Consider the following 16408-nt stretch of genomic DNA (forward strand, 5'->3'; position numbering starts at 1 on the left):
TGGCCCTGCGGCTGATGATGTCAGTATTTTTGGCGCTGAGCGTGGCGGCACCCGTTGTGGCGCGCGACACCGGCCCGGTCACCAATCTGCCCTTGCCCCGCTTCGTGTCGCTCAAGGCGGCAGAGGGGAACGTGCGGCGCGGCCCATCCCTCACGCATCGCATCGACTGGGTGTTCCAGCGCCGCGACATGCCGCTGCGCATCACCGCAGAACACGGGCACTGGCGCCGGGTCGAAGACCGCGATGGTCTGGGTGGCTGGGTGCATTATTCGCTGTTGTCTGGCACGCGCACCGTTCTGGTGGAACAGGACATGCTGACCCTGCGCACACGCCCCGAACCGGATGCGCCCGTCACCGCCGCTTTGGAAGTCGGCGTAATCGCGCGCCTCGGCAAATGCGAGCCGGAGTGGTGCCGCGTCAGCTCGGCCGGGTACAGGGGCTGGGCGCCCAAGGCACGCTTGTGGGGCGTCACCATGGACGAGACGCGCGACTAGTCCTGCGTCGCGATCACCCGGATTTCCACCACGGCACCGACCCGGCGCAAGCCTGCAACCTCCACCGCTGTCCATGCCGGGTAAGGATCGGACAGGCGCGCCAGCCTGACCGCATCGAACACGTCAAAGTGTCCGCGCAGACCAACGTGATAGCTGGTCATTTCTACGATGGAGTCGAGCCCCATCCCCGCTTCGGCCAGCACAGCAGCGATCTTGTCGAAACAGGCCTGAAACTGGGCCTCGTCCCCCACGGGCATAGCGCCATCGGCTGCCGACCCCGTGACACCCGTCAGAAAGACGTGTCCATCGGACAGAATGCCCGGCGACATGCCCGCGCGGGCGCAGGCGTCTTTCAGCGCGGGTGGGATCAGCGCGCGTTTGGGCATGGGCGTGTTTTCCGATGGCTGGGTGCGGTTCCAGCCTAGCATTTCCGGCAGCGCTGGCTAGTCTGGGCAGGTATTGAACGGATCTATTGGGCCAAAGTCATGCACGCCATCACCTATTCCGCCTTCGGCCCCGCCTCGGATGTCCTGAAACTGCAAGAGGTCACAACGCCAGAGCCAGCCGCCGGTGAGGTGCGCGTGCGCCTCGTCTATTCCGGCGTCAATCCATCCGACGTCAAGGCGCGCGCGGGCACCCGCCCCGGCGTGACCAAGCCGCCATTTGACCTGATCGTGCCCCATAGCGACGGCGCAGGCGTGATCGAGGCCGTGGGCACTGGTGTCACGACAGATCACATCGGCACACGGGTGTGGATCTGGAACGGTCAGTGGCAACGCCCCTTCGGCACGGCAGCCACGCATATCTGCCTGCCCGCGGACCAAGCCGTGCCATTGCCGGACGACGTGTCCTTTGAAACCGGGGCGATCCTGGGCATTCCGGGGCTGACAGCAGCGCACGCGGTGTTCGGTGGCGGGGATATTGCCGGCAAGAGCGTTCTGATCCAGGGCGGCGCAGGCACGGTCGGTTTGCTGGCCGTCCAATTGGCAAAGTGGGGCGGCGCCCATGTCATCGCAACCGCGCGCGGGGATGGCATCCTGGCTGCCAAGGAGGCAGGCGCCGACGTGGTTCTGGACTACACGCAAACCGATCTGCCCCAAGCCATCCTGAGCGCCAATTCCGGTGTACCCGTTGACCGCATTGTCGAGGTCGAATTTGGTGTGAACGTCGCAACGGACGCCGAAGTGATTGCGCCCAACGGCACAATCGCGGCCTATGGATCGGCCAAGGACATGGCCCCGACTCTGCCCTTTGGCCCCTTGCTGTTCAAAGCGGTGACCGTTGACATCGTGCTGATCTACCTTCTGCCTCCTTCCGAACGACAGGCCGCCATCGCGCGTTTGCACGCAGCCTTGGGCGAAGGCGCCTTGGCCTGCCCTGTTGCCGAAATCTATCCATTGGCCGACACGGCAAAGGCACAAGAAGCGGTCGAGGCCGGCAACCGCGCCGGTGCCATTCTGGTTGACGTGCAGGCATGATCCGCGCGGCCCTGATCCTGTTGCTGCTCAGCATTGCGCCACTGAGCGCGCAAACCACTGACCAGCCCCAAAGCACGATCGCGGTCGAAGACAGCGCAACTCAGGACGCGGCCATCGCCGTGCGCATCCGCGACATCCTGGGTGAACTGGAAGGGTTTGACGGCGTCACCGTCTCGGTCTCCTCCGGGATCGTGACACTGCGCGGCACCACCGTGGACGCGACAACCGCGACGCGGCTGAATGACCTTGTGGGCCGCATCGAAGGCGTCGTGGCCATCGAAAACAACGTGACCGAAACCACGGATGTGGTGGCCCGTTTGAACCCGGCGGTTGAACGGTTCCAGGCCCGCATTGCCCAAGGCATCGCCCTTTTGCCGCTGGTGGCTGTGGCCCTTGCCGTTTTTGCGCTGGTGCTGCTGATCGGTGTCCTGTTGGCGCGCCTGCGCTACCCATGGGACCGGATCGCGCCCAACGCCTTCATCGCCAATATCTACCGCCAGATCGTGCGCATGGTCTTTTTTGTCAGCGGGCTAGTCATTGCGCTCGACATTCTGGGGGCCACGGCGCTGCTGGGCACGATCCTCGGGGCGGCTGGCATCGTCGGTCTGGCCATCGGGTTCGCGGTCCGCGATACGGTCGAGAATTTCATCGCCTCGATCATGCTGTCCATTCGCCAACCCTTTCGCCCCAACGACATTGTCGAAATCGAGGGCGATGTGGGCCGTGTCATCCGCCTGACCAGCCGCGCGACCATCCTGCTGAGTTTTGATGGCAACCACATTCGCATTCCCAACGCGACCGTGTTCAAAAGCCGGATCGTGAACTTTTCGACCAATCACGAGCGGCGCTTTGACTTTGAAATCGGCGTGGCATCCGATGCCGAACTGGCCTCTGTCCGGCACCTGGCAGAAACGGCCGTCTCCGACCTTCCGTTCGTATTGCAGGAACCTGCGCCAATGACGTGGATCGAACGGATCGGCGACGGGGCCGTGTTCCTGACCGTGACCGGCTGGATCGATCAGCGCGAAACATCGTTGGTGCGCGCCAAGGGCGAAGCCTTGCGGCTGGTCAAAGCGTCCGTCGAAGCCGCGGGCATCGAAGTGCCAGACACCACCTACCGCATCCAGATGATCGGCGGCGCGCCTGTTGGGCCTGTCGCACCATCCGCAACGCCCGCGCCTGTGGAAAAACCGATCCCGGCACCGGTGCCTGCCATGGATGTCGAAGACACATCCGAAGCCGCGCTGGACAAGCTGGTCGAAGCCGAGCGCAACGATCCCGAAGCCCCTGATTTGCTCACCGACGATGCACCGAAGGAATGACAGGTTTTTGGAGCTAAGGGGCTTGCGTGTGCCGCGCGAGCAGATTAATTAGCGCGACACGTTGGGATGTAGCCAAGTGGTAAGGCAACTGTTTTTGGTACAGTGTACCGTAGGTTCGAATCCTACCATCCCAGCCAACCACTCCCCCTGTGACATCCGGCATGAATCGCGACTTGTCCGGCGAGATTTGCAACTTTTGTCGGGTAAGAACGCAACTTCCACCATATTTGCCGTTTTCAATGGTCGGCTGACAGCTTAGTTGGCTGGTTTGTTAGTATGCAAAAACTGCGGCGTTGCGCGAGCTCTGAAGGCATGGGATTCGGCATCCAAGGCGGATTGCCGACGTACGCTGCAGGTGCGAACAAAACGGTACTCGTTAAGCAAAGCGGGCATTCACGATCCGGATGTGCAATTGTAAAAGCTGATCAACGAAAAGAAATTGAATGCGCTCCCAAAGGAAAGTGCGAAAGGTACCGAAGTCACCTCATCAGCTATGACAATTTGAATGAGACTCTCGAAGAATAGCTAACGTCCAGCGCGGCGAACCCAATTGAGTGTGACCATGGCGCAGCACTTCTCCTTCAGTACTGAGCGAATGCAACACGCGGGTTCGGGGAGAGAAGCGAAACTCGCTTACCGGACCGCCGGAAAAGCAATTGAATCATACCTGTAGGAGTGCTCAAGCGTACAGGGTCAATTCAAGGCTTTAAGAGACCCCCGCAGCATCAGCGAGCTTTCCAACTGTGTGGACAGACCGTCGGAATTCTGTTCGACCATTCGTACGAGCTCAGCTGCAGCGCGGCGTCCCATCTCGCGGTGTGGGACGTGTACGGTGGTCAGTGCCGGTGTAAGAATGCGAGCCAATTCAATGTCATCGAACCCGGTTATTGAAATGTCGTCAGGAACCGACAAACCCCGTTCGCGTGCGCGGCGCATCGCACCTGCGGCCAGAACATCGTTTCCGCACATCACGACTGTTGGACGTGTCTGACCTTCCATCAAATGATCAAAGGCCAATGCCCCATTTTCGATGTCGTACGGCGTTTCGATGATGGGGATATTTTCCGGGTCCAGGCCGTTTTCCACTAAAGCATCGATGATCCCCTGTCGGCGGCCTTCGGCGCGGTCGTTCCCCTCGACGATGCCGGATATGACAGCGATGTTCCTGTGCCCCATTGAAATCACCTTTTCTGCCAGGGCTTGCATTGAGCGGCGATTGTCAAAACCAATACAGGCCGGCTTTGCACCGGGCAGGAACGCCCAGGCAAGCAAGGCTGGAATCGCACGTTGGCGCAGGTAGTCGTATATATCTGCATTGCGGGCGTATCCGATCAGCAACAATCCATCCGCGCCCCGCGCCACAAGTGCGCGCACTTGCTCGGCCTCGATCTCGGGTTTGTACGCTGTACTGGACACAAGCAGTGTGTAGCCACGTGCGTGTAACTCTTCCTGAAAGGCCTGCAATCCGCGTGCGAAAATTGCATTTTCCATGGTCGGGATAATTGCCCCAATCGTAAATGTACGCTTGGCGGCCATGACCCGCGCGCCGAAATTTGGCGTGTATCCAAGTTCTTCCACCGCACGCATCACCTTGGTGCGGGTCCGTTCTACAACCCGTTCGGGCGTGTTCAGACAACGCGATACCGTAGCCGTCGACACGCCCGATTTTTTGGCGACGTCGTCAAGTGTTGGAACGGTTCGAGTAGTGGGCATGATCCAGCCTGTCTGAGTTTCAGCTTTCTTGAACGCAATCTTTCGAAAAGTCAAAGCATTCGCCCAAAATGTAAGCGCTTGCACGAATCAAATGTAAGCGCTTACAATGGCGACCAGAACAATAATCATTTCGGACCCCCCTCATGTTCCTTATCGCCTCCCTGATCGTCTTTGTCGTGTACTTCGCCAACGTCGCTCTAGGAGCTTATGCCTCAAGTGCATTTCTGGGGGATGTCGGCGAAATGCTGGTTCTGTTTGCCGCGTCGATCCTATTCGTCGTCGCCATTCTTCAAAAAGAAGCTGACCGAAACAACAAAACCGGCAGTTAAGGGCTTTCTGGGAGGAAACCAAATGAACGAAGACCGCAAGGATATTGCGTCGGCTGAGCGCCGTAATTTTCTGAAATTGACAGCGACGGGCGGATTTACAGCTGCCATGGTCGCTGGGGCCGGTGGGGTGCTTTGGTCATCCGAAGCCGCTGCACAAAGCGCAAGTGAAGAACGTGCCCGTGAAGCCGCGGCCGAACACATCATGGTTTTGGCCACTGCCTACCCTGTCGGCGCGTCGCGCGGCTATCCGATCATGCAACTGGACCTCAAAGAGAACATCCAGAACGCGACCAATGGCAAAGTCTATGTCAAGCTCGCCCCCGGCGGCCAACTCGGCGCTGGTGGCGCACTTGTTCAGGCCGTTCAGGGCGGCACGATCCAGGCAGCGCAGCACTCTCTGTCCAACTTTGCACCCTTCGCGTCCACTGTTGACCTGATCAACATGCCTTACCTGTGCGGCTCGAACCAACGTTTCACCAACCTCGTAAATTCCGATTTCTGGAAAACAGCCGTGGAGCCCAAAGTCGAGGAAAACGGCTTCAAAGCGCTATTCTATGTCAACATCGACCCGCGCGTCGTCGCTGTGCGCAAAGGCGGCGCTGGCGCTGTGATCACACCGTCCGACCTGGAAGGCGTAAAGTTCCGTGTGCCCGGCTCCAAAATGCTGCAACAGTACTACCGCATGGTTGGTGCCAACCCAACGCCAGTAGCATGGGGCGAGACGCCTTCGGCCATCAAACAGGGGGTCGCAGATGCGCTTGACCCGTCCGTTGGCGCGCTCGAAGTCTTTGGCTTCAAGGATATCCTGAGCCACGTGACCTTCACGCAAGCGGTACCTGACAGCCAAGTCTATTCCTGCAACCTCGAATGGTTCAACTCGATGCCAGCCGACGTACAGGAAGGCATCATGTGGGGCTCGGAGATGACTGCGCACCAGAACCTGGCTAAAGTGCCTTCGGCCCGCGCCTATGCGATGGCTGAACTGGTCAAAGCAGGTGTAGAGTTCCACTCGCTGACCGAAGATCAGCTGGCCGAATGGAAAGCCGCGGGCGGCTACCAGCGTTCCGAATGGGACGAGTTCAAAGTGGAGCTCGCCGGTTCCATGGAGAACTTTGCCAAGATGGAAGAAGCCGCAGGCACACAAGGCAAGTACTACGTGCACGACGCGTAAGCTTCCCAGTCGGGCGCGCCACGCGCGCCCGACATTCCCTTTCCGCCACAGAATTAGAAAAACGCCGAGGCGTGGTTGTTCTGTTCGGCTAGTCAGCAGGTTCCGACATGCATTTATTGCGCCGAATTGATCGCGACGCCGAGCGCTGGTTGCTTTTGGTCTTTTACGTGATGCTGGTCATCACAATGGCCATCGAAGTGCTGCGCCGCGAAATATTCTCATTCTCCTCGATCTGGGGAGAAGAGATTGTCCGTTACTCATTCATCTATCTTGCATGGATAGGGGCCGCGGCCGCCGTCAAGGAACGGGCGCACATCCGCATCGACGTGATCATGCACTATCTCAGCCCCCGTCCCAAGGCGCTGCTCTATATCTTTGGCGATCTGGTGATGCTCGGCGTCGCCGTCATTGCGCTCTACTGGTCTTACGAGGCCGTTCACGTCTCTGCCAAGTTCGGCTCGGTCACGGACGGTCTGCGTGTTTCCAAGGTTTGGTTCCTGATGGCTGTGCCCATCGGCTTTGGCCTGATCGTCTTTCGACTGATCCAATCCATGATCCGCGATTTCCACAGTCTTCGGACGGGCAAGCCCGTGTTCGAAGGCGACACGCTGTTTGAAGAAGGTTGACTTTGATGCTTTGGCAAACCTTTGAACAAACGGTCGAGCTTGGCTGGGACTTCTACCTTCCGGTCATCATTTTTGTGGCCCTCATTGCGATGGCCGTGCCAGTCTGGGCAGCTATTGGCACATCCGCGATTTTGATGCTGGTCATGTCGGGTGATCTGCCTCTGAGCCTTGTGGGCGAAAAACTGTTTACCGGTATCGACGCCTTTGCGCTCACTGCCATCCCTCTCTTTATCCTGACGGGCGACGTACTGGTCCGCACCGGGCTCAGTCGAAAGTTTCTGGATGTGGCCGAAGCGCTGACGTGCTTTACCAAGGGTGGATTTGGTTCTGCCACAGTTCTTGTCTGCGGCATGTTCGCCGCGATCTCCGGCTCTGATGCTGCGGGTGCGGCTGCGGTCGGGCGCATGACTATCGCGCGTCTGGTCGAGTCGGGATATCCTCGGCCCTACGCTTGCGCATTGGTTGCCGCGGGTGCGTGTACCGGTATCCTAATCCCGCCCTCGATCGCCTACATCATCATCGGCCTTGTGCTGGGTATATCCGCCTCGACCTTGTTCCTGGCGGCGCTCATCCCCGGGCTTTGCATCCTGATCTCGATCCTGATCACCAACCTGATCGTGAACCGCATTTATTCCTATGAAGGGGGCGGTCAGATGACGTTCAGCGATTGGCTGGGCAATCTGGGTCGGTCGCTAAAGTCAGGTTGGTATGCGTTCATCGTGCCCGGTATCATCTTCTATGGTATCTTTTCAGGCCGTCTGACACCGACCGAAGCGGGTGCAACCGCCGTTGTGGTGACCATCCTGATGGGCTTTATTCTGCGCACACTTAGCTTTGCGGATTTTCCAGCGATGCTGGTCAGTTCGGCCAAAGTGAATGGGGTTATCCTCCCCATCATCGCCTTTTCAGCACCCTTGGCCGAAGCGCTGGCAATCATGGGCGTCCCGCAGGGATTTGTGACCGCTGTGACGGGTCTCACGGATGAACCGTGGCTTTTGATCCTGCTGATGATCGGAATCCTGATCGCGGCGGGCTGCGTGATGGAAACCACGCCGAACATCGTGATCCTGGCGCCGATCCTCAAGCCGCTGGCGGATAACATCGGCATGAACGAGATCCAGTTCTGCATCATGATGATCACCGCTTTGGGTGTTGGCTTTATTACGCCGCCCCTTGGGCTCAACCTTTTTGTGGTGTCGGGCATCACTGGAGAATCTATTCTCAAGATTGCTGTCCGCGCTGTTCCCTTCGTTCTGTGCATGTTCTTCGTCGTGCTGCTGATTGCCTATGTGCCAGCGCTGTCGACGACGTTCCTTCCTGAAATCTACCAGTAGGATCCCAAACGAATGACTCGCGAATACCTCAAGAAAGCGTCTCTGACGGCCAAATCCGATGCTTCGGAAGTCCATGAGACGGTCAAGACCATCCTTGCCGATATAGAGGCAGGTGGGGACGCAAAGGCCATGGAGTATGCCGCCAAGTTCGACCGCTACGAGGGCAATGTCATGTTGACGGCGGAAGAAATCGAAGCGGCTGCAGCACTTGTTCCAGACAAGCTGAAGGCCGACATTCAGTTCGCCCACGATAACGTCAAACGCTTTGCCGAGGCGCAAAAAGGCACGGTTTCCAACGTCGAAGTCGAGATCGTGCCCGGTATGGTCGCAGGCCAAAAGGCGATCCCGGTGGATGCTGCGGGCTGTTATGTGCCAGGCGGGCGCTACAGTCATATCGCTTCCGCCATCATGACGGTGACCACCGCCAAAGTGGCTGGGTGTGGTCACATCACCGCATGTTCGCCGCCCCGTCCCGGTGTCGGTGTGGCGCCTGCTATCATCTACGCGGCGAACTTGTGCGGCGCGGACAAGATCATGGCCTTGGGCGGTGTTCAGGGCGTTGCTGCGATGACCTTTGGTCTCTTCGGCTTGCCAAAGGCCAATATTCTTGTTGGCCCGGGCAACCAGTTCGTGGCCGAAGCCAAGCGCATCCTGTTTGGTCGCGTGGGCATCGACATGATTGCTGGCCCAACAGACAGTCTGGTTCTGGCAGACAAAACCGCGGACGCGCATATCGTTGCCACCGATTTGGTGAGCCAAGCCGAGCACGGCTATAACTCACCCGTTTGGTTGGTCACGGACGACCGCGCGCTTGCCGAAAAAGTGATGGATCTCGTCCCCGGCCTGATCGATGACCTGCCGGATGTGAACCGTGAAAATGCCTTTGCCGCGTGGCGCGACTATGCCGAGGTTATCCTGTGCGATGATCGGGAAGAAATGGCCGCCTGTTCAGATGACTATGCCCCCGAGCACCTGACGGTACAGGCTGAAGACCTCGATTGGTGGCTGGAACGGTTGACCTGCTATGGCTCGCTCTTCCTTGGGGAAGAAACGACCGTGTCTTACGGGGACAAAGCGACAGGAACCAACCACGTTTTGCCGACATCCGGAGCAGCCAATTACACCGGTGGGTTGTCTGTCCACAAATACATGAAGATCGTCACCTGGCAGCGCGCAACCCGTGACGGTGCAAAGCAAGTGGCAGAGGCCACCGCCCGTATCTCTCGCCTCGAAGGGATGGAAGGGCACGCCCGCGCCGCTGACGTGCGGCTGGCCAAGTACTTCCCGCATGAAGAGTTTGATCTGACGGCAAATGGCTGATCCACGCGATATCTTCGACCTAACGGGTCGGGTTGCTTGCGTGACCGGGGCCAGTTCTGGCCTCGGACGACGAGCGGCGATCACTCTGGCTGCAGCCGGCGCACGAGTCGTTGGCGTGGCTCGGCGTGCAGAGGCGCTCGCCAGTCTCAAGGAAGAAATCGGGGCACAAGCGGCAGCCGTTGTAATCGATGTTGCGGACCGCGATGCGATCCCAACGCTGGCTGAAGCTGTCGCAGCCCCGTTCGGCAGCCCTGATATCCTGATCCATGCCGCCGGGATCAACACACGCCAAGCGGCGGATGATGTCACGGTCGATGGCTGGGACAAGACCGTCGCTGTGAACATTTCTGCACCGTTTTTCCTGAGCCAAGCCCTTGTGCCTGCCATGAAGGCCAAAGGTTGGGGCCGGATCGTGAACTTTGCTTCGCTACAAACGACACGGGCTTTCCCGGGCGGCATCGCTTACGGCACCACAAAAGCAGGTATTGCGCAGTTGACCCGGGCCATGGCCGAGGCGTGGTCAGCCCACGGCATCACCGCCAATGCCATTGGCCCAGGTTTCTTCCCGACCGAGCTAACAGACGCTGTGTTTTCGGACCCTGAGCGTGCCAAACGCAACGCGGCGCAAACCTGCATTGGTCGCAACGGGCGGCTTGAGGATATGGATGGCCCAATTCTGTTCCTGTGCTCGGACGCATCTGCCTATGTCACGGGCCAGACTCTGATGGTCGACGGAGGGTTCACAGCAAAATGAAGGCCCTGGTGTATGAAGGCGTGGAAACGCTGGGTGTTCGAGATGTACCCGTGCCCGTAGTGCACGATGGCCAGTCACTGGTCCGCATCGCGGCCTCGGGCATTTGTGGCTCTGACATGCATGCCTATCTGGGTCATGATGCACGCAGGCCTGCGCCGCTGATCCTCGGCCATGAGGCTGCCGGCGTCATCGAAGGGGGTCCACGGCATGGAACCCGAGTAGCGATAAATCCGCTTGTCAGTTGTGGCACCTGTCCAGCCTGTAGCGCGAGGCGTGAAAATCTCTGCCCAGAGCGTATGATCATTTCCATGCCCCCACGCGAGGGGGCCTTTGCTCAATATGTGGCTATGCACGACGACAATCTGGTTACGGTGCCGGAACATGTCCCGCTTGAAAAAGCGGCATTGGCCGAGCCGTTGGCCGTCAGCTGGCATTCGGTGCGCTTGGGCCTCAAGGCGATGGATCTTGACCTTGGACAAACAGCGCTGGTGATCGGGGGTGGCGCAATTGGATTGGCAGCCGCTTTGGCGCTCAAGGCGCACGGTATCCACGACGTGACCATCGCCGAACCCAACGATACGCGGCGCGACTATTTGATCGAGCGCTGCGGACAATGTGCGGTGGCGTCAGGTACGGGTCGTCATGCCATTGTCGTCGATGCTGTTGGTTACGCCGCCACACGCGCCATCGCATCAGAGCGGTGCCGCCCCGGCGGCGTGATTGTCCACATCGGGCTGGGTGAAGACTTGGGTGGCCTCGATATCCGACGCATGACCTTGCAGGAAATCACCTTCATAGGCACCTACACCTATACACCCCAGGATTTTCGCGACACCTGCACTGCGATCTTTGACGGATCGCTTGGCCCCCTCGACTGGACTGAACAGCGCAGCCTAACGGACGGCCCTCAAGCCTTTGCAGCCCTGCGCGCTGGCACTGTGGCCGCACCCAAGATCATCCTGGACCCGTGGGCATAACAATGGAAACAACCCGTTTGGAGACGCGCAATGTACACTAAAATCCTCGTTCCGATGGCCCTGGATCACGGCGTTTCGACCCAGACGCTTGGGATTGCGAACGCCTTGCGTTCCACCGGTGGAGAGATCATTGCCTTGCATGTTCATGAAGCCCCACAAGGGTCCGTGAGCGCCTATCTCGATGAAGCAACTGTTGCTGCCGGTTTTGAAAGAGCCCGCGCCGCTCTGACGGAAAAGCTGTCAGGCCATACAGATGTGACACCCGTCATCGTGAAAGGGCATTCCTCTCGAACGATCATCGACTATGCCCTGTCCCATGGCATCGACTGCATCGTGATGGGATCGCACAAGCCGGACCTGTCAGACTATTTCCTTGGTTCAACCGCCTCACGCGTCGTGCGTCATGCTGGTTGCGCCGTTCACGTACATCGCGCGTCTTCCTGAGACGGCACACCTCCCAATCCGAGAAAGGTCCCCACACGACATGAACATAGACAAGAAGATCACGGATGATCTGGTCGCCAACGACATTTCGTTCGTGACCACCGTGCCCTGCAAACAGCTTGCCGGGGTCATTGACGAGATCGACGCGCGTGACGAGATTTTTCACATTCCTTCCAACAAGGAAGACGAAGGCATGGGCCTGTGTGCGGGCGCCCATATGGGCGGCAAACGCCCCGCCATCATCATGCAGAACACGGCCATTGGCGTTACCATCAACACGCTGGCCACGTTGATCCAGTATTACCGGATGCCGCTGCCCATGCTGATTTCCTACCGTGGAGAGTTGCGTGAACCCGTGGCCTGTCAGGTGGAAATGGCGGTGCACACCAAGGCGCTGCTGAACCAGATGAACATTCCCACCTACCACTTCCACAAACAGTCGGATGTGGAAGAGCTGGATATGATCCTGAAATACACCTTCATGTGCAACAAACCGGTCGCGATCCTGACCGATGCCAACTTTTGGGGAGGCTACGGCGACCAATGATCCGTTCTGAAATCCTGAGAGACATTGCACCGATCCTGCGGGATCAACTGGTTGTCTGTAACATCGGTCTGCCCAGCCAAGAGCTGCACATGATCGACGACCAGCCCACGAACTTCTACATGCTGGGCACGATGGGCCTGTCGTCTTCCATCGGCCTCGGTCTGGCGCTGGCGCAGGACAAGACTGTGATCTCCATTGATGGCGATGGGTCGGTTCTGACCAATCTCGGCACCTTGCCGACCATCGCCAACAACGTGGCCGACAACTACATCCTGATGATCATCGACAACGGATCGTACGGGTCGACCGGCGATCAGCCGACCTATGCGGGCAAGAAAACCGCGCTGGAAAAGGTCGCAGCGGCCTGTGGCTGCGAGAATGTTGTGACCTGCCAGGACGTCGACACCGGCAAGGTGCTGCAGGCGGCCATCGACAGCAAGCAGATGACGATCATCGTGGTGAAATGCGACAGCGGCAACATCAAGTTGCCGGTCATCACCATGGATCCGGTTGTGATCAAGGACAGGTTCATGAAAGCTGTCGCAAGCTGATGAGCCGCGCTGCGCGTATTCATTCCAGCGAAGATGCGCGGCGCCTGGCCAAGTCCCGTCTGCCGTGGATGGTGTTTGACTATATCGATGGGGCCGCCGGGCGCGAGATGGGGGCTGCACGCAATCGTGCGGCCCTTGATGGCATCTGCCTTGAGCCGCGCATTCTGCGGAATGTGAGTAATCGTACCTTGGATATGCCGCTGTTTGGCAAAACCGCCAAACGCCCCTTTGGGATCGCACCGATGGGCATGTGCAACCTATCCGGCCCGGGCGCAGACTTGATGCTGGCGCGATTGGCCGGACGCGACTGTGTGCCGGTTGGCGTGTCGACTGTCGCCTCAACTCCGCTGGAAAAGATGATTGAGGTCGCCGAAGGCAACGCGTGGTTCCAGCTTTACTTCAGCGGTGACGGGACCGGATCCTTCAAACTGGCCAAACGTGCGCAGCATGCGGGATACCAAACCCTTGTCCTGACTGTCGATGTGCCCGAAGTTGGCCGAAGACCACGAGAATTGCGCCATGGCTTCACGATGCCGTTCCGTATCGGGCCACGCCAGTTTCTGGATTTTGCGCTACATCCGCGCTGGTCCCTGACCTCTCTGGTTGCAGGGCGTCCGCAGATGGCCAATTTTGAGATGAACGGTTTTGACTTTGATCGAACCGAGAGCCGTGCCAAGGCGGATTGGGACACTCTCAAAGGCCTACGCGATCTGTGGCAGGGACAACTCGTCGTCAAAGGGGTCACCAACACCGATGACGCTCTACAACTCAAGGCCGAGGGTGTAGATGCCATTCAAGTCTCCAATCATGGCGCGCGTCAGCTTGAAAGCGCACCCGCGCCGATCCACGCGCTTGCGAGAATCCGGGCAGCCGTCGGTCCAGAGTATCCGCTGTTTTATGACAGCGGACTGCGTAATGGCGAAGATGCTTTGAAAGCTTTTGAACAGGGTGCAAACTTTGCCTTCTTTGGCCGTATTCTGCAATTTGCCATCGCCGCAGCTGGCGAAGAAGGTTTGCACAGACTGTGGGATATTCTCACTGCGGAGTTGTCGAGCGCCATGGCACAAACAGGGGGAGACAGTTTGGTTTGATAGCCTATAGAACGCCAGATTTGTCTCAGACTTGCGAGACCCAAAAGAAGAAACTTGGTTGTCTTCTCTATCGCTTAAGAAGACTATAACCGATCCAGACTGAATGAAGTGGACTGGCAATTCTGGTTCCCTCTTTCGATGCTTTTTCCTCAATAGATGGTTGGCAACCGCTTTATGACGCGCGCTTTGTCCCGCCGACTGCGAGTTAGGTCACCTCCAGATTTCGCATGCGCCGCGAATGGCCGGTATGCGGGCTGCGACCACAGAATCGCGAAGGTAAGACGAAGGTCGGCAAAGGGCCGCTTTCGAGCGACGTGAGGGGAGAGAAAGCACTAACATAGGTCGGTTCTTATGAAATATCGCATAAGGATAATTTTGTTAATTAGTTAAGTATAGCAGACGTTCTTAGGACAACATTTGAGGTCTTAAGTGTGGAGCTTTGCTGCCGTTCACCTGAGGCAACTCAATGACCGCTTTGTATTGGTCCATCCTAGCGAAAGCCATCTTTCATGAGGGCGTCCAGCATCGGACAGGCCGAAGTTCCGACATCGCAATTCGAGGACAGGCTAAGAAGCGCTTCTCGGAGGCGTGTTAAGTTGTCGATCTTGGCGTTGATGTCATCCAAATGACTTTCGGCCAAGGTCTTCACTTCACCGCAATTGCGATCATCCTGATCCGTCAGCGGCAGGAAGGTCTGGATGATGGAGATTGGGAAACCCAAGTCTCGACAGCGCCGCACAAACCTCAATTTCGCAATTTCGTCAGATGAATAGAGCCTACGCCCTCCTGCCGAGCGCTCTGGCTTTGGAACAATGGCTGCACGCTCATAATAGCGGATCGTTTCGATGTTCACGCCGCTTTGTTCTGATGCCTTGCCGATGGTGAACATTCTGCTTGCTTCTGTAGTCACTACAGGAAGTAAAACTGCGGAATGGACGTGAACGCAAATCAACAAACGGCGACTGAACCCAATGTGGCTACGCGGCTGGTTATGCCTCTCGTGGCACTACTCGCATTGCTGTCAGCCACATGCTGCGCGTTGCCAATGGGACTGTCTATCATCGGTCTTGGTGGCACATGGCTCACTGTGCTTGGGCCTTTCATAGCGTATCGGGGTTTCATCCTTGTCGTTGTCGGCATCGCGCTCGTATGGGCGTGGTATCGGGTGATCTGGCCCAGAGCATGCACTAGGCGTAGGCGATCCGCTATCGTCTGGGCATCCCTCGCCACCACAGCCTTCTTGGTTGCGCTGTCATCCCCATACTGGGAAGCCTCAGCGCAACGGTTCATGTGGGATTTGTGGAGATCGACCCGATGAAGAACAAACTACTCGCACTGGGAGTGGGCGGAACGATCCTCGCAATCCTTTGCTGTTTCACGCCGTTGCTGCCGATTGTGCTCACAGCACTGGGGCTGACTGGCCTGCTTGGCATTCTCTACAGCGACGCTGTTTTGCTGCCGATCCTGGCAGGTTTTCTCATACTGACAGGGTACGCACTATGGCGACAGAAGCAACAAAAGTAGTCTTGGAATCCACGCTGACCTGTCCGTCATGCGGGCATGTCGAGACGGAAACCATGCCCACCGACGCCTGCCAGTGGTTCTATGAATGCAAGTCCTGTCAAACGGTCCTGAAGCCGCTCGAAGGCGACTGTTGCGTGTACTGTTCATACGCAACGGTGCCTTGTCCCCCGATCCAAGAAGGCAATTCGTGCTGCGTATAGCGAGGTCTGGTTGTCTTTCGATTTGGGATGGCCAATGCCCGCTATGCGACTTCTAGTGTTCCCGTTTGCACAAGTTGTGGTCGGCCAATGATGCCAGCACATAGCAGTCTTCCGATACACCTTCACCGTCGCAGCCTTTCGATATTCGGCTAAGTTCCTTTTCTAACGTCTTGAGACGTTTGATTTTTGCGCGGACGTCTTCGAGTTGAGATGTGGCAATGTCCGTTGCAGCCTCGCACGACCGGTCCGGGTGCTCTTGCAGTTCGATCAATGACGAGATCGCTTCAATCGAGAACCCAAGGTCACGGGCGTGTCGGATAAAACTAAGCCGCTCCAAACCAGCTTTGTTGTAGCGCCTTTGATTGCCAGGCGTGCGCTCAGCCTCGGGCAGTAGCCCCATTTCCTCGTAATACCGGATGGTCGGAACCTTGACCTTTGTGCGCTTCGAAAGCTCGCCGATGGAAAACATAAAGATACCTCTTGAACCTCTAGTCACTAGAGACATTACACTATGAGCAAGCAAAGATGAAAGA

The 16408-nt window shown here is 57.9% G+C and carries 20 protein-coding genes and 1 tRNA gene; 17 read left to right on the top strand and 4 right to left on the bottom strand.

Annotated features, from left to right (window positions below; translation table 11 throughout):
• The first annotated feature begins 14 nt into the window (after positions 1–14).
• On the top strand, positions 15–494 hold the full coding sequence (locus tag ACMHLQ_RS06795; protein ID WP_415405242.1) for an SH3 domain-containing protein: 480 nt from the start codon (positions 15–17) through the stop codon (positions 492–494).
• On the opposite strand, the gene ACMHLQ_RS06800 is transcribed toward ACMHLQ_RS06795, so the two are convergent.
• Positions 491–922: a RidA family protein gene (locus tag ACMHLQ_RS06800; protein WP_415404032.1), complete on the bottom strand. Its 432-nt coding sequence runs from the start codon at positions 920–922 to the stop codon at positions 491–493. The genes ACMHLQ_RS06795 and ACMHLQ_RS06800 overlap by 4 nt on opposite strands.
• Positions 923–979: 57 nt before the next feature.
• Here ACMHLQ_RS06800 and ACMHLQ_RS06805 point away from each other — a divergent pair, with 57 nt between their 5' ends.
• The 3 genes from ACMHLQ_RS06805 (at position 980) to ACMHLQ_RS06815 (ending at position 3431) form a co-directional block, all read left to right on the top strand.
• Positions 980–1972 carry an NADPH:quinone reductase gene (locus ACMHLQ_RS06805; RefSeq protein WP_415404033.1) on the top strand — a complete coding sequence of 331 codons (993 nt, stop codon included), beginning with the start codon at positions 980–982 and terminating at the stop codon, positions 1970–1972.
• On the top strand, positions 1969–3294 hold the full coding sequence (locus ACMHLQ_RS06810) for a mechanosensitive ion channel domain-containing protein (RefSeq protein WP_415404034.1): 1326 nt from the start codon (positions 1969–1971) through the stop codon (positions 3292–3294). The genes ACMHLQ_RS06805 and ACMHLQ_RS06810 overlap by 4 nt, the downstream gene beginning before the upstream one ends.
• 62 nt (positions 3295–3356) lie before the next feature.
• A tRNA-Gln gene (locus ACMHLQ_RS06815) sits at positions 3357–3431 on the top strand.
• A gap of 556 nt (positions 3432–3987) precedes the next feature.
• On the opposite strand, the gene ACMHLQ_RS06820 is transcribed toward ACMHLQ_RS06815, so the two are convergent.
• Positions 3988–5007, bottom strand: coding sequence for a LacI family DNA-binding transcriptional regulator (locus ACMHLQ_RS06820; protein ID WP_415404035.1), 1020 nt, complete (start codon positions 5005–5007; stop codon positions 3988–3990).
• 143 nt (positions 5008–5150) lie between these two features.
• Between ACMHLQ_RS06820 and ACMHLQ_RS06825 the strand changes: the two genes are divergently transcribed.
• The 11 genes from ACMHLQ_RS06825 (at position 5151) to ACMHLQ_RS06875 (ending at position 14151) form a co-directional block, all read left to right on the top strand.
• Complete coding sequence (locus tag ACMHLQ_RS06825) at positions 5151–5336, top strand: hypothetical protein (protein ID WP_415404036.1); 186 nt, start codon at positions 5151–5153, stop codon at positions 5334–5336.
• Between the two features lie 22 nt (positions 5337–5358).
• On the top strand, positions 5359–6507 hold the full coding sequence (locus tag ACMHLQ_RS06830) for a TRAP transporter substrate-binding protein (protein WP_415404037.1): 1149 nt from the start codon (positions 5359–5361) through the stop codon (positions 6505–6507).
• Positions 6508–6614: 107 nt separating this feature from the next.
• Positions 6615–7133 (top strand): TRAP transporter small permease, encoded by a 519-nt coding sequence (locus ACMHLQ_RS06835; RefSeq protein WP_415404038.1) that lies wholly within the window; start codon positions 6615–6617, stop codon positions 7131–7133.
• 5 nt (positions 7134–7138) lie between these two features.
• Positions 7139–8467: a TRAP transporter large permease gene (locus ACMHLQ_RS06840; protein WP_415404039.1), complete on the top strand. Its 1329-nt coding sequence runs from the start codon at positions 7139–7141 to the stop codon at positions 8465–8467.
• Positions 8468–8479: 12 nt separating this feature from the next.
• Positions 8480–9787: a histidinol dehydrogenase gene (gene hisD / locus ACMHLQ_RS06845; protein ID WP_415404040.1), complete on the top strand. Its 1308-nt coding sequence runs from the start codon at positions 8480–8482 to the stop codon at positions 9785–9787.
• Positions 9780–10541 (top strand): SDR family NAD(P)-dependent oxidoreductase, encoded by a 762-nt coding sequence (locus ACMHLQ_RS06850; RefSeq protein ID WP_415404041.1) that lies wholly within the window; start codon positions 9780–9782, stop codon positions 10539–10541. Before hisD ends, ACMHLQ_RS06850 begins: the two co-directional genes overlap by 8 nt.
• Positions 10538–11518 (top strand): alcohol dehydrogenase catalytic domain-containing protein, encoded by a 981-nt coding sequence (locus ACMHLQ_RS06855; RefSeq protein WP_415404042.1) that lies wholly within the window; start codon positions 10538–10540, stop codon positions 11516–11518. Before ACMHLQ_RS06850 ends, ACMHLQ_RS06855 begins: the two co-directional genes overlap by 4 nt.
• Positions 11519–11548: 30 nt before the next feature.
• Positions 11549–11962 carry a universal stress protein gene (locus ACMHLQ_RS06860; protein WP_415404043.1) on the top strand — a complete coding sequence of 138 codons (414 nt, stop codon included), beginning with the start codon at positions 11549–11551 and terminating at the stop codon, positions 11960–11962.
• 40 nt (positions 11963–12002) lie between these two features.
• Complete coding sequence (comD, locus tag ACMHLQ_RS06865; protein ID WP_415402967.1) at positions 12003–12509, top strand: sulfopyruvate decarboxylase subunit alpha; 507 nt, start codon at positions 12003–12005, stop codon at positions 12507–12509.
• Positions 12506–13060 carry a sulfopyruvate decarboxylase subunit beta gene (gene comE / locus ACMHLQ_RS06870; RefSeq protein ID WP_415404044.1) on the top strand — a complete coding sequence of 185 codons (555 nt, stop codon included), beginning with the start codon at positions 12506–12508 and terminating at the stop codon, positions 13058–13060. Before comD ends, comE begins: the two co-directional genes overlap by 4 nt.
• Positions 13060–14151 (top strand): alpha-hydroxy acid oxidase, encoded by a 1092-nt coding sequence (locus ACMHLQ_RS06875; protein WP_415404045.1) that lies wholly within the window; start codon positions 13060–13062, stop codon positions 14149–14151. Before comE ends, ACMHLQ_RS06875 begins: the two co-directional genes overlap by 1 nt.
• A 490-nt stretch (positions 14152–14641) precedes the next feature.
• On the opposite strand, the gene ACMHLQ_RS06880 is transcribed toward ACMHLQ_RS06875, so the two are convergent.
• Positions 14642–15040, bottom strand: coding sequence for a MerR family transcriptional regulator (locus tag ACMHLQ_RS06880; RefSeq protein WP_415404046.1), 399 nt, complete (start codon positions 15038–15040; stop codon positions 14642–14644).
• 410 nt (positions 15041–15450) lie between these two features.
• On the opposite strand from ACMHLQ_RS06880, the gene merF reads away from it, so the two are divergent.
• A complete protein-coding gene (gene merF, locus ACMHLQ_RS06885) occupies positions 15451–15675 on the top strand; it encodes a mercury resistance system transport protein MerF (RefSeq protein WP_415404047.1) in 225 nt (74 codons plus the stop codon).
• On the top strand, positions 15651–15875 hold the full coding sequence (locus tag ACMHLQ_RS06890; protein ID WP_415404048.1) for a GDCCVxC domain-containing (seleno)protein: 225 nt from the start codon (positions 15651–15653) through the stop codon (positions 15873–15875). Before merF ends, ACMHLQ_RS06890 begins: the two co-directional genes overlap by 25 nt.
• Positions 15876–15927: 52 nt before the next feature.
• On the opposite strand, the gene ACMHLQ_RS06895 is transcribed toward ACMHLQ_RS06890, so the two are convergent.
• On the bottom strand, positions 15928–16344 hold the full coding sequence (locus ACMHLQ_RS06895; protein ID WP_415404049.1) for a MerR family transcriptional regulator: 417 nt from the start codon (positions 16342–16344) through the stop codon (positions 15928–15930).
• Positions 16345–16408: the final 64 nt, after the last annotated feature.

Origin of the sequence: Tateyamaria algicola, from assembly GCF_047715485.1 — a bacterium.
GTDB lineage: Bacteria > Pseudomonadota > Alphaproteobacteria > Rhodobacterales > Rhodobacteraceae > Tateyamaria.